We start from the raw sequence: 25902 nt of genomic DNA, 5'->3' as shown, positions 1-25902 counted from the left end.
ACCCAGAGATGGCCTTTTTTAAATATAAAAAGCCCCGCAACAGACTGTGCAGGGCTTTTAACTCGGTATTTAAAGGACCGGTAATTATTCAGCGTCGATGCTGATAAATTTACGGTTGTTTGGACCTTTAATTTCGAATTTAACTTTTCCGTCAGCTAATGCAAACAGGGTGTGGTCACGACCACAACCAACGTTAGTACCTGCATGGAACTTAGTACCACGTTGACGAACGATGATGCTACCTGCTAATACAGCTTCACCACCGAAACGTTTCACACCTAGACGTTTTGCTTCGGAATCACGACCGTTTCGAGTCGAGCCGCCAGCCTTTTTATGTGCCATTGAACTACTCTCCTAAACCTTAAGCGATACCAGTGATTTTAACATCAGTGAACCACTGACGGTGGCCCTGTTGTTTACGGCTGTGTTTACGACGACGGAACTTAACAATCTTAACTTTCTCGCCGCGACCGTGAGCAACCACTTCCGCTTTAACTTTAACGCCCGCAATAATTGGAGCGCCAATTTGAATGTTGTCGCCATCAGCGACCATCATAACGGTGTCAAACTCGATAGTTTCGCCAGTTGCTACTTCGAGCTTCTCTAAACGAATAGTTTGACCTTCGCTGACTCGGTGTTGTTTACCACCACTTTGGAAAACCGCGTACATATAAACTCCGCTTTCCGTGCACTCTCAATATGATAATCTGAGCGCACAATTAAAATATTCACATAGGGCGCGAATTCTACGCAACTTTAGTGCCGATGACAAGTACAGATCGCAAACTACCGTTAAAAAAAAGAGTTTTTTACGCGATATTTATTTCAGCAATTTTTAAAGTACAATCTAAATTATAAGAGAGTAAAATCTGTGGCATGATAATTTTTTATTAATAATAACGCGCTCATTGGCGAGCCAAAGTCGAAAAAACATGAATTTAGAATCTATTGTAAAACTGACATCCACTGATATGACGGCGGTAAATGAGGCAATTCTTTACCAACTTAATTCAGATGTTTCTCTGATCAACCAACTCGGCTATTACATCATTAGCGGTGGAGGAAAAAGGATCCGCCCAATGATCGCAGTACTTACTGGCAGAGCTTTAGGTTATCAAGGGGACAAACACATCTCGGTTGCTGCACTTATCGAGTTTATTCACACTGCAACATTATTACATGATGATGTTGTTGATGAATCAGATATGCGTCGAGGTAAACAAACAGCAAATGCGGTGTTTGGTAATGCTGCAAGTGTATTAGTCGGCGATTTTATCTATACACGATCTTTTCAAATGATGACGGATCTTGATTCAATGCGTGTATTAAGATTGATGTCTAGCGCAACAAACGTGATTGCTGAAGGTGAAGTTCTACAATTAATGAATTGTAACGATCCTGATATTACTGAAGAAGACTATATGCAGGTTATCTACAGTAAAACAGCACGTTTATTTGAAGCGGCGTCTCATGCATCAGCCATACTTTCAGGTGCAACGCCTGAGCAAGAAAAAGCATTCCAAGATTACGGTCGTTATCTTGGTACCGCTTTTCAGCTCATTGACGATCTGCTTGATTATGATGCAGATAATAACCAGTTAGGTAAAAATACTGGTGATGATCTTGATGAAGGAAAACCTACATTACCACTGTTACATGCAATGCATAACGGTAATGAGGAAGAAGCGCTACTCATTCGCCAAGCAATTGAACAAGGTAATGGTCGTCATCTGCTAGATACTGTTTTAACTACCATGAAACAGTGTGGCTCTTTGGAATATACCCGCCAAAAAGCAGAGGAAGAAGCTGACAAAGCCATTGATGCTTTATCTATCGTTCCTGACTCACCTTATAAAGATGCGCTTATTGGGCTTGCACACGTTGCGGTACAACGCCAATCTTAATCGTATAAAAGAGTATTAAGCGTTACTTAGAAGCCCTCCAGAGCGACTATGTCGATTCTGGAGGACTTTTTAATTTCCGCAGTACTTCTTCATTTTCACGCTCTATCGCATCTTGATTATCAGCATCAATATAACTAATCAATTTTGAAAGCCCTTCGCGTAAAACAAACTTTACAATTTTCTCACGCTCTGATTTGGTTAATTGGTAATAAGCCTCAACCCAAATAAGAAAAGCGTCCTGTCGTTTAGATAAATATTCTGCAGGAGGCTCATGAGCCGCTAAGACACCAATAACTTCATCAGGTAGACTTTTAACTGAATACTCGACAGCTTTCCCTTGCACACCACGCTTACGACGGTTTTCCCATCCTTCCCGGCGTGCCATCAAGTTAACCCCTTGCGGTGAATTGGGTAATCCCGCAAGCCCCACTAGTTCTTTCGCTGTATACCATTCTTTTTTCATGATCTCATCTCACATTCAACTAAGAGGTTAGTCAGATATCTGTTGCGGACAACGCAATAATCATTCTTTAAAATCGCTCAATCATTTACGATCTTTTCTAAAAAACTCCTAATACCATCTCGCAATATCAGCTCTGTTAATGTTTTTTGTTCACCATCATTTAGTTGTTGGAATGCTTTCACCCAGATAACGAGTGGCTCCTCTTTATTTAGTTTGTAATGTGCTAATGGTTCATAAAGTTCCAGAGCAATTAAAGTTTCTTCTGGTAAACAAGAATAATGATATTCGACTCCATTACCTTGTTTATTATTCACTTTCTTTTGTTTCAACCAAGACTCACGTTTTGCTTTCGCATTAACACCCTGTGGTGATTTAGGTAATCCACCTATACCCGTCAATTCCATTGCCGTATACCACTCTTTTTTCATTATGTTTCTCTAAAATTGTTAGCAACTTCAAAAAAGAAATTATTAAGAAAAAAATCAGAAATCTTTTTAGAAAAATAATGTTATTTTATTTTCTAAATAATCAGTTTAAATGCTTTTAGGCATTTCTAATAAACTGTTATTTATACCACTAACACAGCATTCAATTTTATAGAAAAAGGATTAAAAATGATTTCAAGGAAATCTGATTGGCATCCTGCCGATATTATTGCCGCACTCAGAAAAAGAGGAACAACACTTGCAGCTATCTCTCGACAAGCTGGATTAAGCTCTTCAACACTGGCTAATGCCCTGTCACGACCTTGGCCAAAGGGTGAAAAAATTATTGCTGACTATCTAGGTATAGAACCTTCCGAAATTTGGCCAAGTCGTTATTTCCATCCTGAAACGGGAGAATTACTTGAACGAAAGATTCGTGACAAAACTAATAATTAACTAATAATTACATACATTATAATTAATAAAAAAAACCGCTGATACTATATCAGCGGTTTTTATTTAATTTTGCATTATTTTTATAGCAAAAAAAGTATTTCTTATTTATTAATAAATTCTTCGCCTAGGATTATATCTTTTTTCAATACATCCAACATGCCATTAAGCGCTTGTTTTTCAAAATCGCTTAATTTACCAATAGATAAATATTCTTCCACACCATTTTTACCTAAAAGAATAGGTTGAGCAAAGAAACGGGCATATTCTCCTTCGCCTTCAGTGTAGGTACATTCAATAACATTTTTTTCGCCATTTAATGCACGAATTAATGAAAGACCAAAGCGTGCAGCAGCTTGTCCCATTGATAATGTTGCTGATCCACCACCTGCTTTTGCCTCTACAACTTCCGTTCCTGCATTTTGGATACGATTTGTCAGTGCTGCAATTTCATCATCAGTAAACGATACGTCAGCCACTTGAGATAACAGAGGAAGTATAGTAACACCAGAGTGTCCACCAATCACAGGAACGTTGGTTTTTTGAGGATCTTTACCTTTTAGCTCAGCAACAAAGGTATTTGCACGAATAATATCAAGGGTAGTGATACCAAACAGGCGTCGTTTATCGTAAACACCGGCTTTTTTGAGAACTTCCGCTGCAATAGCCACGGTAGTATTTACAGGGTTAGTGATGATACCAATTAATGCCTTAGGACAGTTTTGTGCAACTTTCTCAATAAGGTTACGCACAATTCCCGCATTAACATTAAATAGATCCGAACGATCCATGCCTGGTTTACGGGCAACACCCGCAGAAATCAGAACTACATCTGCGCCTTTTAGCGCTGGTGAAGGATCTTCGCCCGCAAAACCTTTTACAACAACTGGCGTCGGGATATGACTTAAGTCTGCTGCAACACCCGGAGTGACGGGAGCGATATCATATAAAGAGAGTTCACTACCAGCCGGAAGCTGATTTTTAAGAAGAAGTGCCAGTGCCTGACCAATACCACCTGCTGCACCGAGAACTGCTACTTTCATTCTGATACTCCTTAGTTACGAGATAGTGGAACGCCTTTGATATATTCACTATTACGCAATCCGCCTTGAGAAAAAACAATTATTTAACAGCAATATTGCATAATAAGGCATTTATATTAAAAAATAACACTTCAGTTATTCTAAACAAATTGCTTATCTGTTAATGAGATAGCGGACACTCTTTTGATAAATAATTCCAATAAATATAGTAAAGTGTTAAGTGTACCGCCCTACTTAATTAAATCATTTAAGATTATCATTTAGTTAACAAATATTTTACTTCATCTAGATTATCGCACTCAGAGAAGATAAATAAAACTCTTTTGCGACACATCACACTCTAAAAATATTTGAGAGTAAATAATGCCCCTTATACGATGTTATGTTGCATAAAAATTCACATCTCTGCATAATGCAGGGGTTATTGATAACTCACTAAAGGTGAACTATGCGCGTTCCTTCTAAGCAAGAAGACTTGGTTAAAGCGTTTAAAGCCCTACTGAAAGAAGAAAAATTCAGTTCACAAGGCGAGATCGTGACAGCACTACAAGAAGCTGGTTTTGATAATATTAATCAATCTAAAATTTCTCGTATGCTCACAAAATTTGGGGCAGTAAGAACCCGCAATGCAAAAATGGAGATGGTTTACTGTCTTCCAACAGAGATGGGCGTTCCAACAGCAAGCAGCCCACTCAAAAACTTGGTGCTAGATATTGACCATAACCATTCTGTTGTGGTGATAAGAACCAGCCCAGGAGCAGCACAGCTTATCGCTCGCCTATTAGATTCATTAGGAAAAGCCGAGGGCATACTTGGAAGTATTGCCGGTGATGATACAATTTTTTCAACACCCGCTCCTGGTTTCTCTACTGAAGAACTGCGTGACGCTATCCTAAACCTGTTTGATCAGGAATTATAATCCTGCGTCTACTAAGTTAAAAATGATAAGCCACTGAAATTAAATTATTTTTCAGTGGCTTTTCTATTTTAGTACTGATTTTCAGTCTGCTTTGGTTTAGCTAGCTCTGTTAATAATTTCTGGTGGATCCCACCAAAACCGCCATTACTCATCACCAATATATGGTCACCCGGTTGTGCTTCTTTCGCTATCATATCAACTAAAGTATCTAAATCTGTACTCCAGCGTGCTGGCTGTACACAACGCTCGGCAATTTCACTCACTAACCATTGAATATTAGGTGGCTGAAATAAGAACACTTCGTCAGCTCGACCTAATGCAGGAGCGATATCGTCTTTGCTGATCCCCATTTTCATGGTATTTGAACGTGGCTCTAATACCGCAATTATCCTAGCGGTTCCACCTACTTTGCTGCGTAATGCTTCAAGTGTTGCCAAAATTGCCGTTGGGTGATGTGCAAAGTCATCATATACGCTGACGTTATTGACTTCACCACGTAACTCTAAGCGACGTCGAGCATTAATAAATTTATCTAGCGCTTCACAAGCATCTACTGGTAATACACCCACATGATGAGCTGCAACAATCGCCATTAAGCCATTTTGCATATTATGCTCTCCAGAAAGCCCCCAGCAAACCTCACCAACAAGCTCACCTTGGTGGTAAACCTCAAAATGACTACTGTCATTATTGAGCTTTTTAGCCTGCCAATCACCCGTTTCACCCGTATATTCTTGCTCACTCCAACATCCCATGCCAATAGTATGTTTTAGGTTCATATCGTTATCAGGCATGATAATTTTGCCGCTTGCTGGCACGATGCGTACTAAGTGATGAAACTGTTTTTGGATAGCAGCGAGATCTTCAAAAATATCAGCGTGATCAAACTCTAGGTTATTAAGAATTAATGTGCGTGGTGAGTAGTGGACAAATTTAGAACGCTTATCAAAGAAAGCACTGTCATATTCATCAGCTTCAATAACAAAGAAAGGACTTTCTCCTAATTGTGCTGATACCTGAAAGTTTCCAGGTACTCCGCCAATCAAAAAGCCTGGTTTATAACCACAATCTTCTAAAACCCAAGCCAGCATTCCTGCGGTTGTTGTTTTACCATGGGTACCTGCAACAGCTAAAACCCAACGCTCTGGTAAAATATAATCATGTAACCATTGAGGTCCTGAAGTGTAAGGTAATCCTTTTTCAAGCACGGCTTCAACACAAGGGTTACCTCGTGTCATTGCATTACCAATGATAACCATATCAGGTGCAGGTTCTAGTTGTTGAGGATCATATCCCTCAATAAGCTCGATGCCTTGGCTTTCCAGCAATGTGCTCATTGGTGGATAAACGTTAGCATCAGAGCCTGTAACTTTATATCCCTGAGCTCTAGCAAGGATAGCAAGGCTTCCCATAAACGTGCCGCAAATACCAAGAATATGAATGTGCATGAATTTCTGTCCAATAGCATGAAGTTGGTCACTATTCTAACCATCAAAAAGCAGATTAGAAACGGATTAACCTTTGAATCATCCGATTCTTTGGCTAAACTTGCCACCACCAAGGGGATTTTTCTCCTTTTTTACTTTACCCACTCACATTCAGGACCTGCGTCATGAAAACATTAGGCGAATTTATCGTCGAGAAACAACAAGATTTTCCCCATGCTACTGGCGAATTAACTGCACTGCTTTCGGCAATTAAGTTAGGGGCAAAAATTATTCATCGTGATATTAACAAAGCAGGGTTAGTCGATATCCTTGGCACCAATGGTGTTTCTAATGTTCAGGGTGAAGCCCAGATGAAACTGGATCTTTACGCGAATGAGAAGCTAAAAGCGGCGCTTAAGGCTCGTGGCGAAGTTGCTGGTATCGGTTCAGAAGAAGAAGATGATATTGTTATCTTTGAAGGTGACCGTGCAGAAAACGCTAAGTATGTTGTACTAATGGACCCTTTAGATGGTTCGTCGAATATTGATGTAAACGTTTCCGTCGGTACAATTTTCTCTATTTACCATCGAATTACCCCAATTGGGCAATCTGTTACCCTTGATGACTTCCTACAACCAGGTAACCGTCAAGTTGCTGCAGGTTATGTCGTTTATGGCTCATCAACCATGCTGGTCTACACCACAGGTTGTGGTGTGCATGCCTTTACTTATGATCCTTCTCTTGGGGTTTTCTGTTTATCTCATGAGAGCGTACATTTCCCACCAACAGGTAACATGTACTCAATCAACGAAGGTAACTATATTAAATTCCCATTAGGGGTTAAAAAATATATTAAGTATTGCCAAGAACAAGACACAGCAACTAACCGCCCTTATACCACTCGTTACATTGGCTCTTTAGTTGCCGATTTCCACCGTAACTTGTTAAAAGGTGGGATTTATATTTACCCAAGTACAGCAAGCCATCCAACAGGTAAATTACGTTTACTGTATGAGTGCAATCCAATGGCATTTTTAGCGGAACAAGCTGGCGGTAAAGCAAGTAACGGTAAAGATCGTATTCTTGATATTGAGCCTAAAGAGCTTCATCAACGTATGCCTTTCTTTGTTGGTACCCGATCTATGGTCGAACAAGCAGAAAGCTTTATGGCGCAATACCCTGACGAAGAATAATTCATTGGTCTAGCATCAATATAGATAAACCGGGCTTCTTATTCGTCCGGTTTTTTCATCTATCAAATTTACCCTTTTTTTTATTTACTGCTTATTTTTACGTCGGAACTCAACGTGTACGGCAAAAAACGGGTATTGTTAAAAACTTTTCGCTATACTACAGGTCACGTAAAATTAATTTTTTTATAGGAAATTTTTTATGAGCCTGAATCATGTTCCTGCTGGTAAAGAACTGCCAGAAGATATCTATGTTGTTATTGAAATTCCAGCAAATGCTGATCCAATTAAATACGAAGTTGATAAAGAAAGTGGTGCACTGTTCGTTGACCGTTTTATGTCAACCGCAATGTTCTACCCATGCAACTACGGTTACATCAATAACACCTTATCTTTAGATGGTGACCCAGTAGACGTTCTGGTTCCAACTCCATACCCATTACAACCAGGTTCAGTTATTCGTTGCCGTCCTGTTGGCGTGCTGAAAATGACTGACGAATCAGGTGAAGATGCGAAACTGGTTGCAGTACCACACTCTAAACTGAGCAAAGAATACGAAAATATCAAAGATGTGACTGACCTGCCAGAACTGTTAAAAGCACAGATCAAACACTTCTTTGAACACTACAAAGATTTAGAATCTGGCAAGTGGGTTAAAGTTGACGGTTGGGAAGGCGTAGAATCAGCTAAAGCTGAAATTCTGTCTTCTTTCGAACGTGCTAAAAAATAATTCTGACACCATCAGAATGAATAATTAACTTATGATTTAATAGGTTAATGAAAAATAAGCTCTTCATTTTATTGAAGAGCTTATTTTATGATAAAGAAGTCTCTTTTTTTAAGCGTATTACAAGTAATACACCACTTATCAATGTTATTCCTATAGCGATAGCCATCAACGTATAAATAGCAGTGACTTCCCCCGTAGAGAAAAACAAAAGCCCACCAACAATAGGTAATATCATCTGATTTAATAAAATAATCAGTGATGAAATGCTAGAGAGCTGATTTATGGGAATAATCTCTATTCTTAATATTCTCAACACGTTACCTGAAAAGACTTTTCCAATAATTGAAATCGCATAGCAAATAATAAATATTATTATTGAGCTTTGAAAAAAAACAAGTAAAGAGGAACTTATAGTAATAATGGCAATTGAAATAATAGTTAACAACACTCTACTTATGTATTGATTTAAATAGCTATATAAATATGTTCCTAATACCCCGAAGATACCCGCAGTAATATCAATACAACCATAATATTTAATCGGTAAATTCATAGTCTGATCAATTAATCCCGTTCCACTGGATTCAATTAAACCATCAAACATATTATTACCAATAGCAATAAAAATAGAAAATAGCAGTATGGGGGAAGAAAAAATATAAATAAATTTTTTAGTAAAAAACATTCTCTCCTTCAAATTATTTACATTTTTCTTTTCATTGTTAACCTCTTTTTTTACATAAAAGAATAAAAAGAAAATAGCATTAATAAAATAGAATAGACAAGGTATAATAAGTAAATATTTGTAGCCAAAATCAATAAAAACAATCCCGACTAATGGTCCAATAACCATGCCTAAAAAATCCATTCTAGACATTAGATTAATATGATGTTCTTTATGATGACTTATCAACGCAATAATTTTTTCATAAGAAATCAATGTTTGTGAATTTCCAATAGAAATTAAACTGCCAATTAAACCAAAACTTATTGCTATCATTAAATCAGATGTAAAATTAGTGAGTAATAAAAATAAGCATCCTATTATTTTACCAACATCAGAAATAACAGAGATAAATTGCACACCTAGATCATCAATATACTTACCAATAAGTGGTATTAAAAAAAGTCGAGGTAACCACCATAATGCGTATGTTAATCCTGAATATTCAATACTTGCTGTTAACTGATAAACAATAACGGGTGTAAGAAATACCATTAACCCATCAGCAGTTAAAACAAAAAAAAGCATATAAAAAAAGATAATACGCATAAAAATAACTAAACTTTTTCTTTAATTAAGACTTTAATCGGTCTATTATTTTTGTCATATATAATAATTGACTTTGGTGTATGATGAGTAGATTGCTGTTTAATTATCTCTTTTTGCTTAGATACAATAAATTGATAATAATCTAAATCAGCCTCTATTTTATTAGTACAATATGCTTGATAATTTTTATTAGTGATTTTCCAGTCGATAACATCATGCCCCGGGATATACTCTTTTTCTTCATCTAAATAGATAACGGGTCGATTAACTGTAATGATATTAGCCATATTAAACAGTGCATGAGCAACCCCACAGGGGATCACCAATTCCACATTAGGTGAAGGCTTGAACGTTATTTCATCTTCACAAAACAAAGTGGCTGAGCCTTCTCGCATATCAACAAGTTTTAATGTTATCTCACTAAATGCGCTCCCTAAAAAAGTTAAATGATCTTCTTGCCCTAGGTGTAATCCATAAGAGTCAAAGTTGTAATCTTCATTACCATGTTCAACAAGATACATAGGCGATTTTCGTGTTAACGGAACGATGCCACTTTCTTTGCCAGTTTGCATTGTGGGTATCTCACGAAATTCCACACCTAAAATAGTCGATAGAGGTAATTGCATTCTTTGATTTTCAGCGACTCTTTCTCTCAATCTTAAGTTAACGACATCACCATTATCTAAACGAATTTTCCGTGTTTCTGAATGCAAAAATTCATGTTTATTGAGGTTTTCAGACTGGATATCTGCAATTCGATGATAAACCAAGTCAGAGGCTTCTTCTGTCATAGGTTCATAACCTTCAATATCATCAATATTAATATTTTCAGGAAGGTTAATAACATCATTATTTGATGACCACGTAAGATCCTTATTGAATAGTTTACCTATTGTAGGTAAAAATAAAGTATAACTATTTAAAGTAAATATATTTTCTAAATGATGAAATGTATGAGCAATACCAGGAGGAATAATTAATGTTCTGGCAGAGGAAGGCGTAATATAAAAACTTAATACTGATTTAAATGTTGGAGAGTATTTACGACAATCAATAAATTTAGCAAGTATTTTTTGATTTTCATTACCTAAGAAAGTTAATGTATCTTGCTGACCAAGATGAATACCATATTGCCCATATTTAAATTCATTATCGCCATGATAAACAATATTAATAGGATGGGTTGTAGCAAAAGGAATAACATAAGAGTCCTTTCTTCCATTATTAACTCGCCAACGAGAAACCCAATGTAATCCTGCTATGTTAATTTTTTTATTTAACTCAATAACATCCTTATTCATTATTTCCGCCTTGAATTAATAGAGCAGCCATAAGACTGCTCTATTTTAATTAAACATTGATTATCTCGATATCATAACCTAATAATTTAGCACTCTCAAAAAACGCATTTAAATTAGACGTATTCAACTTTGAATATTTATCATCAGCAGGTGCATTTTTAATGCCAGCAAGATAAGCCAATTTATCAAATGCCTCCGTTGCTGTTTTTTTTGTTTGTAATATCATATCAGTAAAAGGATTACTTTCTGTATTTTGTTCAACTTCTACAGGCTGATTTTTATAAAGCAATGAGATATCATTAAAATTACGCATAAAACCACCTTTCAAATTAATATAGAAAATGTAATATTGAAAAATAATAACAGTAAATTTAATCATTTAACTAAAGTGTTCATTTGTTTTTTTAACATTTATTTAATTTTATTGTCAATAAAAATAGTCATTAATAAAATTCATATCTATAAAAATAAAAAACAAATTAAATATTAGCTATTAAATTAAATAGAAATAATAATTATAAATAGTTTTTTTAATTAAAATTATTTTCTTTATGTCAAAATAAAAACGGCTCGATATACCTATCAAGCCATTTTTGTATAACATTGAGTAAAAGGGAAAGAACCGATTACTCTTTTTCGTGACGTTTTAGCCAGTCACCGCTTTTTATTTCACGCAAACCATCAATAGACCGCTGATAAAGATAGATCCAAGCACTACCATAAGGCGTTGAAATCAATTGTCGCTTGTAATCCTGATCGTTCTTTTTCAATTCATCAAGCTCTGTCAATATAGAAGGTGTTATCCGATAGACTTCACACTCTATTTCCCCTTCACCTTCAACAACCGCTGGATAGAACCCTAAGTCATAAAGCTTATATCCAACTAATTTATGCTCACCTAATAGTTGTGCATAGGTCATCCAGTGATGGTTACCTTGGTTTTGCCGTAAACTACCATAAACAATAATTCGCATATAATTAAAACTCAAATTGATAAAGCAGATCTATTGCCTGATTCATACCAGACACTGCTTGTAAATACAACCTGGGCATCAAGCGATAACGTAGAGTTAACGTCGCTAGCGAATCAAATATACCCACTCCATATTTCACTTGCAGATCATTGGTTATTTTACCACTGACCACAACTTGTGAATTATCACCCACTCCTTGTGTATCTAGTGCTAAATCAGAAACACCAAAGGTTTCACCAATGCGTCCTACAAGTTGACCACTTTGACCAACACCTAATCCTATTAACATTGCCGTCATTTGTGATGAATCTGCATCACCACTTTTATCTAATCCCTCGCCCCTTAACAAGTAAGATAACGCTTCTTGTTGAGTAAATGCAGGCTCAGAGAAAATTTCAACTTTAGGCTTATCTGCAAGCCCTGTTACTCTTACACCAGCAATAACATTATTTGCCGTGTTTTCAGGATTACGAATCGCCTCAATATTTAAGTAAGGTTGGTCAACGGGTCCTGAGAACAAGATTTGTCCTTTACGCACTTGTAAGTCTTGTCCATAGGCTTTGAATTCCCCTTTAGGGATATCAATTTGACCATTTAAACCAAGCCCTTGTTTATTCTGATTGACTTTTAGCATTCCCGTCAATCTAGCTTTAAGCCCAAATGCGTCCAATGTCACATCATCGCCAATATTAATCGCTAAATTACTTTGAATTGGAATCGATGTCTCTTTCGGTGCAATGGGTTGTAAATCATCATTTAGCATAACTTCATCAGAAGAAGCAGATATTGCAGACTCAGGTAAGTCTTGAACGACAATTCTAGCCCAAGGAATATCAATACGACCATCTAGCTTAAGCAAATGAGGACCTGCCTCAAAGACTAAGTCAGGGTTTACATCAATACGTACCATAGGAGGTAATGACACACGTAGTTTATTACCATTTGCAGCAACAACGGCTCGCCATTCATCTAATTTACGCCAATCAGCATTACCAGTAAGATTTAGATATCCTTCAGGTGTTTCGATTCTGCCACCTAAATCAGAGGTTGCACCGTTAAAGTTAACATCAACATTACCTTTAGTGATATCAAAAGGTATCCAATGCCCAACAACTTTTAATTGGTTTATACCGAAATGACCAAATAAAAGTGGCGATTGTGCATTACCCCCTAAGCGTAATTGAGCACCAATACTCCCTTGAGCTATCTCACCTTTACCTAAGAAAGGTTTGATTAGATCTAAGGTTAGATTATCAATATCTACATTACCTGATAACTGGCGTTTACGTTCAAGGTCTGCAACATGTACATTCCCTTTAAAATTACCATTACCCGCAATGCTAATAAGCCACTGTAGTGTTGCTTTGCCATTATTAATGCCTGCATTAAGTGTAATGGCATCAAAATCAATTGGAAGGATAGTACCTTCTAAATTCTGTTTTAATGCAACACCTTGCCCTTTAAGGTTTACAGATGCTTTAGGTAATCCACCTTTTGAAGTCCAACTTGCATTGGCATCCCCCGTAAACACACCTTTAAGTGATGTTTCTGGTGGCAAGAAAGGTTTTATCATTGCCAAATCAAAACGCGTTAGCGTGATTGCAGCAGAGCCGCTTTCTCCAACGGTAATCGCTTTAGGCACACACAGTTGTGCATTGGGATTTATCCAACAGTGAGAGCCAATGGTGATCTCTTGTTTTTCCGCTAACAAGTTAAGCGCCATTGCTTTATTTAAACGCCATTCACCTACTGGTGTATCAAAAGCGGTATTATTTAACGTGCCTTTCCATTGCTGTTTTTCTTTATCAAATGAGCCCGCTAATGTCAGCCCACCAGAAACAGGTTCACCATCCATTTTTAGCGTTAATTTATGCTGCTTTTCAGTACCTGATGCATCAAGGGTTAAATTTCTGACGACTAAATCAGCTTGTCTTAGCTGACGAGCAGTAATGGCGAGTTTACCGCCAATTTCTTTATCAGCTTGAACATCGCCTTTTATCGTAATGGATTCAACACTAACTTGGTCTTGCCATTTAATACCTTGTGCATTGATATCAGCAATAATTTTAGGTGTATTAATATCACCACGGATGTTCACTTTACCTTTAATTACACCCGCTAATCCTGGCACTAATCCATTTAAACCTGGGGCGTTAATATCTGCATCTAATGCCCATTTATCACCTAAATGACCTTCAACATTCAGGTTATTTTTACCCAGAATAAGTTTTAATTGAGGGATATTCCACTGACCCGAATCATTACCATAAGCGTTACCTCGCGCTTTGATAAGGTTATTTTTAATATTACCATCTAAGGTGATTTCAGGAATTCGTAATTGCCAACTACCACCGTAAAGGCTTCCTGTTGTAGCAATACGTCCATCAAGTTTGGCAGGAACATCAGGGTACTGTTTCGCGCTATTAATACCAGACAGCGTTAATAACGCATTCCAGCTAATCGCTTTACTCCAATCAGCAACACCCGTGATATCAGCATGACCTTGTAAAGCCGCTAAGCGTAAACGGGTTAATTCGATTTTCTCTTCATTACCTTTAGCATCCAGCATTAATTTAGCAGGCGGGATATCTTGCCCTTGAATATCAGAACGTAACGAAAGATCGTAATTATCAGTTTGCCCATTAAGACGTAATCTTGTGCCATTAAGTTGATATTGAATATCACCTGTTAATGGCCAACGTACTTTTTCACTTTCAAGAGTCAGTTTTAATGGTAGATGTGGCTTGGCTAATTCAGCTTGAGCATCAAGTGTCGCTGTAACGGTACCGGTTAATGATAGCACGAGTTTTAACTCGTCTAAGATAGCCCCTTGTAAAGATAAGATGATTTTCTGATCTTTAAAATCTTCAAGCCCAGCCACATCACGCACAACAGCATTAACATCTAACGTTACAGGCCACTGTTTATCAAGGGTGATAGCACCGTTTAAACTCACTTCACCTTCTGGTGCATCAACCGTTAATTTGGTGAGGTTAACTTGCTTACCTTGTGTATTGGCTTTAAAAGATAACTGATTAATCGTAACGGGTGCATCGCCTGTAACCTGAAGCTGTTTACCCTCAATTCCTTCTACATTGACATCAACAGGAATAATAATTTCAGGTAATTCGGTCAACAATGGTTTAGCAAAAATCGCTTTAATGGTATCCGCTAAAGCTTGCTCTTTTTCAGCACTTGTTTCTGGTTCAACTCTTACTTTAACACTAGATTCTGCTGTACCTTGCGGAGCTAAAGCTTCAGATGAGTTCTCTCCATCAACAATTGGTTCTGGTGTTTTGGGTAATGCCACCAGCAAGTTATCAATAGTTGTGGGCTTTAAGGTAATTTGACGACCTTCCCACTGCGCTGCTGTTTTAAAATCACTTAACGATATTGCCATATCGTCAATGTTAACTTGCGTATTTTCTAATGAGAGTGAATTTAAGAAAATCGGTAAGGGGGCATTTAGCTCAGTTAAAGGCTCTGATGGGGGAGTCTCTTCTGAAGGAGGAAAAGCGCTGGTATCAATATTAACAACAACATTTCTTGTTCCTAATGTATCAATACACACTTGTTTATCGGTTAAACAAGCTACTCTTAACCCAAGTGAGATTTCACCTGCATTAACATTCACGCCTGGCATTTCGTATCCCACGCCCGTTAAGCGTAGATCTTGCCAACCGCCATTAACATTATTGATGGTTAAACCAGGAACCCAACGTGTTGCACTGTTTATCGCAAAGTGCAAACCAGATTGAGTACCTAAAACCCAAGCGAGTGCACCGAAAACCAACAGAATAATGACAAGTAGTGTCAGAACAGTCCATTTCAGCCACTTCATCATAACTCTGCTCCTAATCCGATATAAAACTGGAGTTTACGTTTTTCTCCATCATTTACAGGCACTGCTAAATCAAATTTGATTGGACCGACAGGTGATGCCCAGCGAACACCAGCACCAGCACCGGTTTTAAAATCACTTTTAGTAAAATCATTAACCGCTTCACCACTATCAATAAACACGGCACTCCACCAGTTTCCGGTCACGTTATATTGATATTCAACTGATCCAACGAGCATACGCGATGCCCCGGTTAAATTACCTTTGCTGTCTTCTGGCGAAATACTTTGGTATTTATAACCACGAACACTTCTATCACCACCAGCAAAGAATCTTAATTCGGGTGGAACTTGCTCAAAAGCATTGGTTTCAATCCAACCAAAATGACCTCGTACTACAAAGCGATGCCCTTCCCATGGTGTACGGATCCAAACTTGTTGCGCCTGAAATGCGGCAAACTCAACATCAGAACCCCAAATTTTGTTTGAGTAATCCAAGGTATAACGCTGGCTATCACCCCAAGATGGCATCATGCCACCACGCTGACGCACACGGCTGGCATTAACACCCGGATATAACAGCATAGTGGTGTTAGTCACATCCCCTTGAGTAAAGTGGCTAAGACTCCAACGTGTATTAATGCTGTATTGCCAGCCTGTAGACATATCCCAGTTACGAGAAACATTCAGTGTTGTGGTATCAGAACGAGTATCATTTAAATCGGTACGTTTAAAACCACCTTGAACACCGTAATACTGTTCAAGTGGATTGGCTTTTAGTGGAATTTTATAGTTTGCACCAATAGATTGTTCAGGTTGAGATAAACTGATATTTGAAGTTAAGCTATGACCTCTTGAGTTCATCCATGGTTTATCCCACTGCATGTTTAGTCGAGGCCCAACATCTGTAGCAAAACCACCACCAAGTTCAACATAGTTACGAGAACGTGGCGTTACTGCGGCATTCATTGGTAAAAGGTGTGTCCCTTCACTGCGTGCTTGAGCAATATCTGGCGTTACCATTGCAGAGTTAAACCAACCTGTTGCCGCTAAGCGTCGGTTGAATTCAGCTAACTCTTCGGAAGAGTAGTAGTCACCTTCTTTAAAAGGGACAATATTTTGTAGATAGTCTTCTCGTATTTGAGACCCACTATATTGAACTGCACCAAAACGATAACGTTCACCACTGTTAAAAACAAAATCCCAATAAGAAGCATGTTGACCTAAAGCGACACCTAATTGGCTTTTTTCCATTTCAGCATCAAAATAACCACGACGAATTGCCAGCCCCGTTAAAGAGCCTTTTAATTTTTCATAATCACCATGATTTAACACACTATCTAAAGGTGGGGTATTTTCTTTAATTACTTTGGCGTATTGCGCATCTGTTTTTGCACCACCTTCAAGTACAACATCAACACCTTTTAATAAAACAGGAATACCCGGATCTACCTTTGCAGTTAACACCGAGCGTGCGGGCGGTATATTTTCTTGGTAGTCAAACGTCACTGAGGGTTGATAATATCCTAAAGGTCGAAGCCCTTCTTGAATTGCTTTTTCAACACGCGCACGAAAACGCCCGTCTGGTGCAACTTCTTCTGTTGTTATGTTTGATAGCTGCACTCGTGCATTCTTTTCGAGTTGCCCTTCTAAACCTTCCACTTTTAAACGCAAATTTGCCCCATAGGCAACAGGTGCAGCGAAAGACAGACAGAGAACGTAGATAACGGAGTATCTCGGCACGTTTTCTCCTCAATAGTAATTAGTCGATTTGATGATTTGACGACAATCTGTTATTAGCTTTATGGTAGATTTAGTTTATAACAATATTAAACCTTTACCATACTAAAGCGTTTACAATTATAAAAAATGGAGCCTACTTTGCAACATCGTGCTTACCAACCTGAGAATGCCTTAAAGGGTAATTCATCACCATTAGAAATATCTGCTAATCATGCAGTTAATGGGCATCCAATTAAGACTACCCCTTTAAATATGGAAACGGCTTATTTTGCCATGGGCTGCTTTTGGGGTGTAGAAAGACTTTTTTGGCAACAATCCGGCGTTTATACCACCAGTGCTGGATACAGTGGTGGTGTTACTGAAAATCCAACTTATGAACAAGTTTGCCAAGGTCGTACTGGTCATGCTGAAGTAGTAAAAATCGTTTTTGATCCCAACATTATTAGTTATCAGCAACTTCTCACTCTATTTTGGCAAAATCACGACCCATCACAAGGTATGCGACAAGGTAATGATATTGGCAGCCAATATCGGTCTGCAATCTATACCTGTACACCTTTTCAATATCAGCAAGCTATTGAATCAAAGAGCCGTTATCAACACGCAATGCAGCTTCAAGGTAATCATCGAGAAATCACCACAGAAATACAACCTACAGGCTCTTTCTATTTTGCTGAAGATGACCACCAGCAATATTTATATAAGAACCCACAAGGTTATTGTGGCTTAGGGGGTATTGGTATTTGCTTACCACCTGAAAAATAAAACTAAAACTAGCAGAAAATAGCAGGGCGATGATATAATGCGCCCTCTTATCTATCTTTGTGTCTATTTTTATTAAATAGTCTATCACAATATATTGATTTATCTTCTTTTGTTAACACTCTGGTATTGCCCTTTAAATAAAATACTCCGGGTGATGTGAGCCTTATATGCTTAATAGTTTACTCATTGTGCTTTTGCTTTGTGCCATCAGCGCCTTTTTTTCGCTGTCTGAAATCTCTCTTGCAGCTTCTCGTCGTATCAAACTCAAACAGCTAGTTGATGAAGGAAATATCAACGCTGCGCGCGTATTAAAAATGCAAGAAATGCCCGGTATGTTTTTTACTGTGGTGCAAATTGGTTTAAATGCCGTTGCCATTTTAGCGGGTATTGTCGGTGAATCTGCATTTTCACCATCATTAAAAAGCTTTTTCTTACAATTTCTTGAAGAGCCGCTTGCTCAACAGTTGGGATCAATCTTCTCGTTTATTATCGTCACTTCCATGTTTATTCTTTTGGCAGACCTAACACCAAAACGAATTGGTATGATTAAACCAGAAGTTATTGCATTAAAAATTGTTAATCCGATGCGTTTTTGCCTTGCTTTCTTTCGTCCTCTTGTCTGGCTATTTAATGGCATCGCTGATCTTATCTTCAAGTTATTTAAAATCCCGATGGTTAGAAATGAAGATATCACCTCTGATGATATTTTTGCCATTGTAGAAGCGGGTGCTGTCGCAGGTGTTTTACGTAAACAAGAACATGAGCTAATTGAAAACGTATTTGAATTAGAGTCACGTACTGTTCCGTCAGCGATGACACCTCGAGAAGATGTCGTCTATTTTGATCGCGAAGAAACAGAGGACGATATCAAACATAAAATCGCGACTCAGCCTCATTCTAAGTTTTTAGTCTGTGAAGGTGATATCGACCATATTATTGGTTATGTTGATTCTAAAGAGCTACTTAACCGCGTTATTAATGGACAAAGCTTAAACTTAAACGAAGGTGTTCATATTCGTAAGGCGCTGATTATTCCTGATACGTTAACACTCTCAGATATGTTAGAGAGCTTTAAAACCTCCGGTGAAGACTTTGCCATTATTCTTAATGAATACGCTATGGTAATGGGTGTCATTACTCTTAATGATGTAATGACAACACTAATGGGCGATTTAATTGGTCCTGGACAAGAAGAACAAATTGTCAGTCGTGATGAGCATTCATGGTTAGTTGAAGGCGGAACACCTATCGATGATGTAATGAGAGCACTGGATATCGATGATTTTCCTGATTCGAGCAATTACGAAACCATTGCTGGATTTATGATGTATCGTTTACGTAAAATTCCGAAGCGAACAGATTATGTGAAGTTTGCGGGTTATAAATTTGAAGTCGTTGATATTGATAATTATAAAATCGACCAATTGTTAGTCACTCGAGTTGAAGATACTCCTCCTGTTAAAGCTGTTTTACAGGGACAAGTTCCTGTCACTCAAACCACGACAACAGAAGTTGAGATAAGAACAAGTAAGAATAAAGTGGATGAAAACCATATGAGTGAGAACAAGATGGGTGAGAATAACATTGCTAAGACTGATCAAAAATAAATAACAGATGAAATTAATAACTGAGTCTTATCGAACCTACCCAAGATAAAGACTCAGTTATCTGTCAGATAAAAGTTAGCCTATCTCTGCCTTGAGTAATATAACCTGCTGGTTAACTTCACTCATCACATTAAAATGCAGCTTGTCTTTTATTTTGGGAAGCAAGATTTTGCCGTAATCAAATTCAAATGCACCCATTCCTTTGATGTAAAACCGTCCACGAAATAATGTCTTAACGTAGAGAGCAATTTTTTCTGGGTTATAGCGATTGAAGATTTTCATCTTTCAGTTAGTCTCCCATGCTCAGTTGTGAGTTTAATCAGCCATAAAGGCTTATCAATATATATCAAATCTAAAGACCTAATTATAAGTACTAGGTTCCACTTATTTAATTTTCTTATCTATTTTTACATTTATTGACAGTAAAGTAGATAAATAGAAATAACTCTTACTTTATATTACACCCTATATGTTAAATAAATGTATCTATAATAGGGTATTATTTGCTGCTACCTTCTATGATTAAATAGAAAGTAAATCGATTTCAATAATAGGACTATGGCTATGCACAAGATAACTTTAGCTGCACTCTTACTCAGTACATCAACATGGGCGTTAGCTCATAATATTACTGAAAATACCCCGCTTCCGGCTGTTACCGTCAGCGATAAAGGTGAATTACTCTATGACTCGGCAACCAACAAGTTTAGCTACCAAAATTGGAATAGTGGTCTGTTCAGTGGAAAAGTTCGTACTGTTCAACATATTGCTGGCCGTAGTAAAGCCAAAGAGATGAATGCCCCTCTTATTGAAGCGATAAAACAAGCCAAATTTCCACAAGAGAGCTATCAAACCACCACTATTATCAATACTGATGATGCTACTTTTGGTACGGGTCCTTTTGTTCGTGGAAGTGTTGAAGACAGCAAAAAAGAGTTTCCTTGGTCACAATTTATTGTCGATGCGGATGGTTTAGTATTAAAAGGCTGGGGCTTAGAGAAAGAAAACTCTGCAATTATCGTACTTGATAAACAAGGAAAGGTACGTTTTGTTAAAGAAGGCGTACTGAGTGGCGCTGAAATCACGACAGCAATCAATCTTATTAATGATTTAGTAAAAGAGTAGTAGAGTAACAAACAAGTAAATCAAGAATATAAATCGCAAGAGCCTTTAAAAAAACAAAGGGCTCTTACGCTATTGCATGAAATTAAATATTTTGCATGACTAGAAAATAGAGACTCTAAAACCTGGATTTAACAGCGACTCTTTGGGGGAGTAATCAAGTGTTACCCCTTTCCAGTCGGTTACATGTGCCCCCGCCGCTATTGCAACGGCATGTCCTGCCGCAGTATCCCAAGTATGAGTGGGTCCAAAACGTGGATATAACTGAGCTTTACCTTCAGCAACAAGACAAAATTTTAATGATGATCCTACTGTAACCGTTTGATGAGTACCGAGTTGAGATAAATACTCTTTCAATTCATCATCTTGATGTGAGCGGCTAATGACAATAACGGGTGGTTCAGCACGACTGGCATGAATAGGTAATCGCTGCCCACACACTTCTTTCCAAGCTTGTTTGTTAGCAGCGGCATACAGTACGTTGTGTACTGGCGCATAAACCACACCTAAAACAGGTATGCCATTTTCAATAAGGGCAATATTAACGGTAAACTCACCATTTTTACTGATAAATTCTTTTGTACCATCAAGTGGATCGATAAGCCAATAACGCTGCCAATGGCGTCTAATTTCCCACTCTGGTGGATCTTCTTCAGATAATTGAGGGATCTCGGGCGCAATTATCGCAAGTCCTTGCTTAATAATTTGATGAGCCGTGAGATCAGCTTGCGTGACAGGAGAATTATCACTTTTTTCCTGTACTTTTATTGGTGCTGATTGCTGGTAAATATGCATGATGGCTACACCCGCTTGACGGGCTAATTCGCTGACTTGTTCTAACATGATGCACCTCTTTTGTCTCTATAAGAGGAAAAATCTCCCTTATAAAAATCAATCACGCTAAATTGCTACTACTCTTTATACAGTATAGAGACAAAAATAGCCGGAAAAACCGGCTATTTCTATTTGTTTTATCGTGAAAGATGAAATTATAAAATTTCGAGTAATTCCACTTCAAAAACTAATGTTGCGAATGGAGGAATAGCCGCACCAGCACCACGCTCGCCATAAGCTAATTGGTAAGGAATATATAATTCCCATTTTGAGCCAACTGGCATTAAAGTTAATGCTTCAATCCAACCAGCAATAACACCATTTACAGGGAATTCAGCTGGCTGACCGCGTTGTACTGAGCTATCAAACACAGTGCCATCAATTAAACGACCCGTATAATGAACACGAACGTGATCAGTTTGAGCCGGGATTGCACCCTCACCTGCTGTCAGTATTTTGTACTGTAAGCCAGATTCCGTTACGTTAACACCTTCGCTTTTCACATTTTCTTCTAAGAAAATTTTACCTGCATCAGCAAGTTCTGCTTGGCGTTCTTGGCGAACTGCTTCCGCTCGCTCATGCATAGTACGTAATGCGTTATGCAGCGTTTCAACAGGTACAGAAGGTGCATTACCTTCTAATGCATCGGTCAAGCCAGCTAGCAGTGCTGCAGGCTCTAATCCTTGAAGACCTGACTCAGTGAGTTGTTGACCAACTTGCAGACCAATACCGTAACTTGCTTGAGATTCAATAGAATCAAATGATGGTTTTGACATGAAAAATACCTGTTTTTTATGGATGTTAATGCCAAGAATAACAGTGGTAAGGTACAGCGTAAACCTTCTGTCTTGAGTAATGAGGATTATTCATTAAAAACATATGTTATTGATCCTATTTATCGTGTTTTTAGCGCTTTTTTATTGTGATTTGTCATACTTATTTTCACAATATCGCAACACGGGCATATACTTATACGTAGGCATAAAACTGCCTAGCCCTGTTAATCCAGAGCTAAATATCAATATACAGAGATGTTCAGAGAGGTATTAAGTGAAGATAATGACAAATCCCTATTTTCGTGAACAAGGCTATATTGATGGTCTTTGGTGTGACGCTAATAATAAAAACACTGTTGAAGTTATTGATCCGGCGACAGGTAAGCGACTTGGTACGGTACCAAATATGTCAGAGCAAGAAGCCAAAGCCGCGGTTGATGCTGCACAAAAAGCATTACCAAAATGGCGTGCTTTAACCGCTCATCAACGTGCAGCTTTGCTGCAAAATTGGTTTACGTTAATTAGCGAGAATAAACGCACACTTGCTGAATTAATGACTTTTGAGCAAGGCAAACCCGTTGCTGAAGCAGAAGGCGAAATTACCTATGCCGCATCCTTTATTGAATGGTTTGCAGAACAAGGTAAGCGCACTAACGGCGAAATAATTCCTTCACCTTCCGCAGATAAGCGCCTAATGGTAATAAAACAAGGTATTGGCGTTTGTGCCGCAATTACACCTTGGAATTTCCCAGCAGCGATGATCACACGAAAAGCAGCACCTGCATTAGCCGCGGGTTGCACTATGGTGATAAAACCTGCCAATGAGACGCCATACACCGCTTTAGCATTAGCAGAACTCGCGGCTCAAGCTGGTATTCCTGCTGGAGTGATTAATATTGTTACTGGTGATGCGGTTAAAATTGGTGAAGTCTTTACCTCTGATAATCGAGTTCGTAAATTGAGTTTCACAGGCTCGACGGGTGTTGGACGTTTATTAATGCGCCAATGCTCTGATAGCGTGAAAAAAGTTTCTCTTGAATTAGGCGGTAATGCCCCTTTTATTGTTTTTAACGATGCAGATATTGATAAAGCGGTTGAAGGTGCAATGGGTGCAAAATTCCGTAATGCTGGGCAAACTTGCGTTTGTGCTAACCGCTTTTATATTCATAAAGATGTATATGCCCAATTCAGTGAACGTTTTGTTGCTGCAGTTAAAAAACTCAAAGTGGGTAATGGTTTTGAAGATGGTGTGACTATCGGTCCTTTAATTAACCGTAAAGCGGTTGAAAAATTACAAACTTTACTTGCTGATACCTTAAAACGTGGTGCAACTTTACTTTGTGGTGGCGAAGAGCATGTTGCTGGTGAGAATTTCTTTCAACCAACCGTTGTCGGTAATGTTGCTGCTGATAGTCATATCCTTGAAGAAGAAATTTTTGGTCCTGTTGCGCCTTTAGTGATTTTTGAAGATGAAGACGAAGTGGTGCATTTAGCCAATAATACCATTTATGGTCTAGCTGCTTATTTTTACAGTGAAAATCCACAACGTATTTGGCGTGTTGCTGAAAATTTAGAATATGGCATGGTTGGCATAAACACCGGATTAATTTCCAATGAAGTTGCCCCTTTTGGTGGTATTAAACAATCAGGTTTAGGTCGTGAAGGCTCAGAACATGGTATTGAAGATTACATGGAAATGAAATATCTCTGCCAAGGACTATAGTTAATCGCTATTTAAAATAATCATGAAACATAAAAGTAAGTCAGCAAGGATGCTACTGCTTTTGCCCTTTTCACCTCTTTTTATCGAAACTGTATTAAATACTCTTTATTAAAAGATAAAAATATTTATCGCTATAAAAACCTTAGCATTCCTTTGCTTAAGATTATTATTATCTCTTTCTATTAACTCAATTTAAATTAGTGATAAAGCATTTCGTGAACAATATCATCACCTTTCATTGAATAAGGATAATATGTCGGCCAATTGGTTAACTCTTTAAGGAGCTCATCTTGTGAACTATCTCCCATATAGAGGTGAAAATGTTCTGCTTTTTCTGGTGCAATAATATGGTCGCTAAATTGAATAAATTTAGGTGCTTGGCTGTTAGGATCATCACATCTAAAGAGATAACGAACCCCTTTTTTACCTGATGTGTAATTTAAAATACGATAGCCATCATAATGATATTCACAGCTAGCAATATTTTCACCACGATGAAATTCAATAATATTATTTTCAATACCAATCATATCTACATCTGTTTTATAGCCTTGTGCATAGTAGGCTCGATACTCTTCTACCGTTTTATCCTTTTTAGCATCCGCTTTGGCTTGTAAAACAACATCTAATTCACCACTACGTAAGTAAGGCTCAACAGATTGCCATACGCCTTCCCAATCACTCAATTGGCGATCAAGCACATCTTTATTGTCAAAAATTCCATTCGCAGCATCACGTTGGGCTTGAGTTTGTGGCTTTTCATGATGATGTCCATGAGCCAGCACTGACATTGTTGTACTTAGTAATCCCATCATTAATAGACAAGAAAGAAATGGTTTTTGCATTATTTCACCCCTGAACTGCTTTAAAACGAGGATTAGATTTACAAATTACATAAATACGACCACGGCGGCGTACCACTTTGCAATCTGGATGACGCTGTTTAGCGCTTCTCAGTGAACTTAATACCTGCATATTTTTTTCCTATCTTAATTAATTAACGAAACGACCAAAACGCTTGTTAAAGCGAGCCACATTACCTTCTTGAGAATGCGTTTTTTGTTTACCGGTATAAAACGGATGTGACTGAGAAGAGACATCAAGAGTGATGTAAGGATAAGTTTTCCCTTCATATTCAATCGTTTTTTCCGTTTTAATTGTTGAACCCACTTTGAAATAAGTATCAGCGCTTGTGTCATGAAAGATAACAGTTCGATATTGTGGGTGAATGCCTGGTTTCATTATCAATCTCCCTTGGAATAAATGTAATGTTATAATATAACAATTCAGAGTGGCGATAATGTAGCGCTTTTTTATTTTGATGACTACTATTTTTAGTAAAATTTTTACATCATATTTCTAGGGTGATCTTTTTCGATCTTCTTTTTTA

Annotated in this window: 26 protein-coding genes and 1 pseudogene; 9 read left to right on the top strand and 18 right to left on the bottom strand. The window is 37.8% G+C overall.

Translation table 11 applies throughout. The annotated features are described in order from the left end of the window. Nucleotides 1–84: 84 nt before the first annotated feature. Together rpmA and rplU are read right to left on the bottom strand one after the other, a co-directional pair. Complete coding sequence (rpmA, locus tag ABN099_RS11520) at nt 85–342, bottom strand: 50S ribosomal protein L27 (RefSeq protein WP_064718623.1); 258 nt, start codon at nt 340–342, stop codon at nt 85–87. A 19-nt stretch (nt 343–361) separates the two neighbouring features. Next, nucleotides 362–670, bottom strand: coding sequence for a 50S ribosomal protein L21 (gene rplU / locus ABN099_RS11515; protein ID WP_064718622.1), 309 nt, complete (start codon nt 668–670; stop codon nt 362–364). A gap of 262 nt (nt 671–932) precedes the next feature. On the opposite strand from rplU, the gene ispB reads away from it, so the two are divergent. Further along, entirely contained in the window at nt 933–1904 is a 972-nt protein-coding gene (gene ispB, locus ABN099_RS11510; RefSeq protein WP_349463919.1) for an octaprenyl diphosphate synthase, read from the top strand. A 46-nt stretch (nt 1905–1950) separates the two neighbouring features. On the opposite strand, the gene ABN099_RS11505 is transcribed toward ispB, so the two are convergent. Further along, entirely contained in the window at nt 1951–2367 is a 417-nt protein-coding gene (locus ABN099_RS11505) for a DNA-binding protein (RefSeq protein ID WP_349463918.1), read from the bottom strand. Nucleotides 2368–2444: 77 nt separating this feature from the next. Next, nucleotides 2445–2795 carry a DNA-binding protein gene (locus tag ABN099_RS11500; RefSeq protein ID WP_349463917.1) on the bottom strand — a complete coding sequence of 117 codons (351 nt, stop codon included), beginning with the start codon at nt 2793–2795 and terminating at the stop codon, nt 2445–2447. A 186-nt stretch (nt 2796–2981) separates the two neighbouring features. Between ABN099_RS11500 and ABN099_RS11495 the strand changes: the two genes are divergently transcribed. Further along, nucleotides 2982–3248: a helix-turn-helix domain-containing protein gene (locus ABN099_RS11495; RefSeq protein ID WP_064718618.1), complete on the top strand. Its 267-nt coding sequence runs from the start codon at nt 2982–2984 to the stop codon at nt 3246–3248. Nucleotides 3249–3349: 101 nt separating this feature from the next. On the opposite strand, the gene mdh is transcribed toward ABN099_RS11495, so the two are convergent. Beyond that, entirely contained in the window at nt 3350–4288 is a 939-nt protein-coding gene (mdh, locus tag ABN099_RS11490) for a malate dehydrogenase (RefSeq protein WP_349463915.1), read from the bottom strand. 448 nt (nt 4289–4736) lie between these two features. Between mdh and argR the strand changes: the two genes are divergently transcribed. Next, a complete protein-coding gene (gene argR / locus ABN099_RS11485; protein WP_064718616.1) occupies nt 4737–5207 on the top strand; it encodes a transcriptional regulator ArgR in 471 nt (156 codons plus the stop codon). A gap of 68 nt (nt 5208–5275) precedes the next feature. Here the strand turns inward: argR and mpl are convergent, their stop codons facing one another. Further along, nucleotides 5276–6655, bottom strand: a complete 1380-nt coding sequence (gene mpl, locus ABN099_RS11480) for a UDP-N-acetylmuramate:L-alanyl-gamma-D-glutamyl-meso-diaminopimelate ligase (protein ID WP_349463914.1) — start codon at nt 6653–6655, stop codon at nt 5276–5278. A 164-nt stretch (nt 6656–6819) separates the two neighbouring features. On the opposite strand from mpl, the gene fbp reads away from it, so the two are divergent. Both fbp and ppa read left to right on the top strand, forming a co-directional pair. Beyond that, entirely contained in the window at nt 6820–7827 is a 1008-nt protein-coding gene (gene fbp / locus ABN099_RS11475) for a class 1 fructose-bisphosphatase (protein WP_349463912.1), read from the top strand. A 199-nt stretch (nt 7828–8026) separates the two neighbouring features. Further along, on the top strand, nt 8027–8554 hold the full coding sequence (gene ppa, locus ABN099_RS11470; RefSeq protein WP_349463911.1) for an inorganic diphosphatase: 528 nt from the start codon (nt 8027–8029) through the stop codon (nt 8552–8554). An 85-nt stretch (nt 8555–8639) separates the two neighbouring features. Here ppa and ABN099_RS11465 read toward each other — a convergent pair whose 3' ends face one another. The 6 genes from ABN099_RS11465 to tamA form a co-directional block, all read right to left on the bottom strand. Further along, nucleotides 8640–9827: an MFS transporter gene (locus tag ABN099_RS11465; RefSeq protein ID WP_349463909.1), complete on the bottom strand. Its 1188-nt coding sequence runs from the start codon at nt 9825–9827 to the stop codon at nt 8640–8642. A gap of 8 nt (nt 9828–9835) precedes the next feature. Beyond that, on the bottom strand, nt 9836–11128 hold the full coding sequence (locus tag ABN099_RS11460; protein ID WP_349463908.1) for a dTDP-4-dehydrorhamnose 3,5-epimerase family protein: 1293 nt from the start codon (nt 11126–11128) through the stop codon (nt 9836–9838). A 49-nt stretch (nt 11129–11177) separates the two neighbouring features. Continuing rightward, nucleotides 11178–11441 carry an XRE family transcriptional regulator gene (locus ABN099_RS11455; protein ID WP_349463907.1) on the bottom strand — a complete coding sequence of 88 codons (264 nt, stop codon included), beginning with the start codon at nt 11439–11441 and terminating at the stop codon, nt 11178–11180. Between the two features lie 313 nt (nt 11442–11754). Beyond that, the gene (locus tag ABN099_RS11450; RefSeq protein WP_349463905.1) at nt 11755–12102 is read right to left on the bottom strand and encodes a gamma-glutamylcyclotransferase family protein; all 348 of its coding nucleotides are present in this window, start codon (nt 12100–12102) and stop codon (nt 11755–11757) included. A gap of 4 nt (nt 12103–12106) precedes the next feature. Then, nucleotides 12107–15946 carry an autotransporter assembly complex protein TamB gene (tamB, locus tag ABN099_RS11445; RefSeq protein ID WP_349463904.1) on the bottom strand — a complete coding sequence of 1280 codons (3840 nt, stop codon included), beginning with the start codon at nt 15944–15946 and terminating at the stop codon, nt 12107–12109. Then, complete coding sequence (tamA, locus tag ABN099_RS11440) at nt 15943–17685, bottom strand: autotransporter assembly complex protein TamA (protein ID WP_349463902.1); 1743 nt, start codon at nt 17683–17685, stop codon at nt 15943–15945. The genes tamB and tamA overlap by 4 nt, the downstream gene beginning before the upstream one ends. A gap of 126 nt (nt 17686–17811) precedes the next feature. On the opposite strand from tamA, the gene msrA reads away from it, so the two are divergent. Together msrA and ABN099_RS11430 are read left to right on the top strand one after the other, a co-directional pair. Next, nucleotides 17812–18450 carry a peptide-methionine (S)-S-oxide reductase MsrA gene (gene msrA / locus ABN099_RS11435; protein WP_349463901.1) on the top strand — a complete coding sequence of 213 codons (639 nt, stop codon included), beginning with the start codon at nt 17812–17814 and terminating at the stop codon, nt 18448–18450. A 167-nt stretch (nt 18451–18617) separates the two neighbouring features. Next, nucleotides 18618–19988: pseudogene (locus tag ABN099_RS11430) on the top strand (hemolysin family protein); the annotation flags it as partial. Nucleotides 19989–20132: 144 nt separating this feature from the next. Here the strand turns inward: ABN099_RS11430 and ABN099_RS11425 are convergent. Next, nucleotides 20133–20339 (bottom strand): DUF1107 domain-containing protein, encoded by a 207-nt coding sequence (locus tag ABN099_RS11425; protein WP_349463900.1) that lies wholly within the window; start codon nt 20337–20339, stop codon nt 20133–20135. Between the two features lie 282 nt (nt 20340–20621). On the opposite strand from ABN099_RS11425, the gene ABN099_RS11420 reads away from it, so the two are divergent. Continuing rightward, complete coding sequence (locus ABN099_RS11420; RefSeq protein ID WP_349463898.1) at nt 20622–21182, top strand: YtfJ family protein; 561 nt, start codon at nt 20622–20624, stop codon at nt 21180–21182. Between the two features lie 99 nt (nt 21183–21281). On the opposite strand, the gene cysQ is transcribed toward ABN099_RS11420, so the two are convergent. Then, nucleotides 21282–22022, bottom strand: a complete 741-nt coding sequence (gene cysQ, locus ABN099_RS11415) for a 3'(2'),5'-bisphosphate nucleotidase CysQ (protein WP_349463897.1) — start codon at nt 22020–22022, stop codon at nt 21282–21284. A 146-nt stretch (nt 22023–22168) separates the two neighbouring features. Next, a complete protein-coding gene (locus ABN099_RS11410; protein ID WP_349463896.1) occupies nt 22169–22789 on the bottom strand; it encodes an FKBP-type peptidyl-prolyl cis-trans isomerase in 621 nt (206 codons plus the stop codon). 274 nt (nt 22790–23063) lie between these two features. On the opposite strand from ABN099_RS11410, the gene ABN099_RS11405 reads away from it, so the two are divergent. Beyond that, nucleotides 23064–24512 (top strand): NAD-dependent succinate-semialdehyde dehydrogenase, encoded by a 1449-nt coding sequence (locus ABN099_RS11405; protein ID WP_349463895.1) that lies wholly within the window; start codon nt 23064–23066, stop codon nt 24510–24512. Between the two features lie 197 nt (nt 24513–24709). Here the strand turns inward: ABN099_RS11405 and zinT are convergent, their stop codons facing one another. Genes zinT through ABN099_RS11390 form a run of 3 tightly spaced genes read right to left on the bottom strand, consistent with a single transcriptional unit; the run spans nt 24710 to nt 25754 of the window. Continuing rightward, entirely contained in the window at nt 24710–25357 is a 648-nt protein-coding gene (gene zinT / locus ABN099_RS11400) for a metal-binding protein ZinT (RefSeq protein WP_349463894.1), read from the bottom strand. Nucleotides 25358–25361: 4 nt separating this feature from the next. Next, complete coding sequence (ykgO, locus tag ABN099_RS11395; protein ID WP_064718603.1) at nt 25362–25487, bottom strand: type B 50S ribosomal protein L36; 126 nt, start codon at nt 25485–25487, stop codon at nt 25362–25364. A gap of 18 nt (nt 25488–25505) precedes the next feature. After that, entirely contained in the window at nt 25506–25754 is a 249-nt protein-coding gene (locus tag ABN099_RS11390) for a type B 50S ribosomal protein L31 (RefSeq protein WP_349463892.1), read from the bottom strand. Nucleotides 25755–25902 lie beyond the last annotated feature (148 nt).

The organism is Proteus hauseri (assembly GCF_040139125.1).
Classification (GTDB): domain Bacteria; phylum Pseudomonadota; class Gammaproteobacteria; order Enterobacterales; family Enterobacteriaceae; genus Proteus; species Proteus hauseri_B.
Note: the sequence above shows the minus strand (reverse complement) of the source record. Positions and strands in the feature narration are given on the sequence as shown.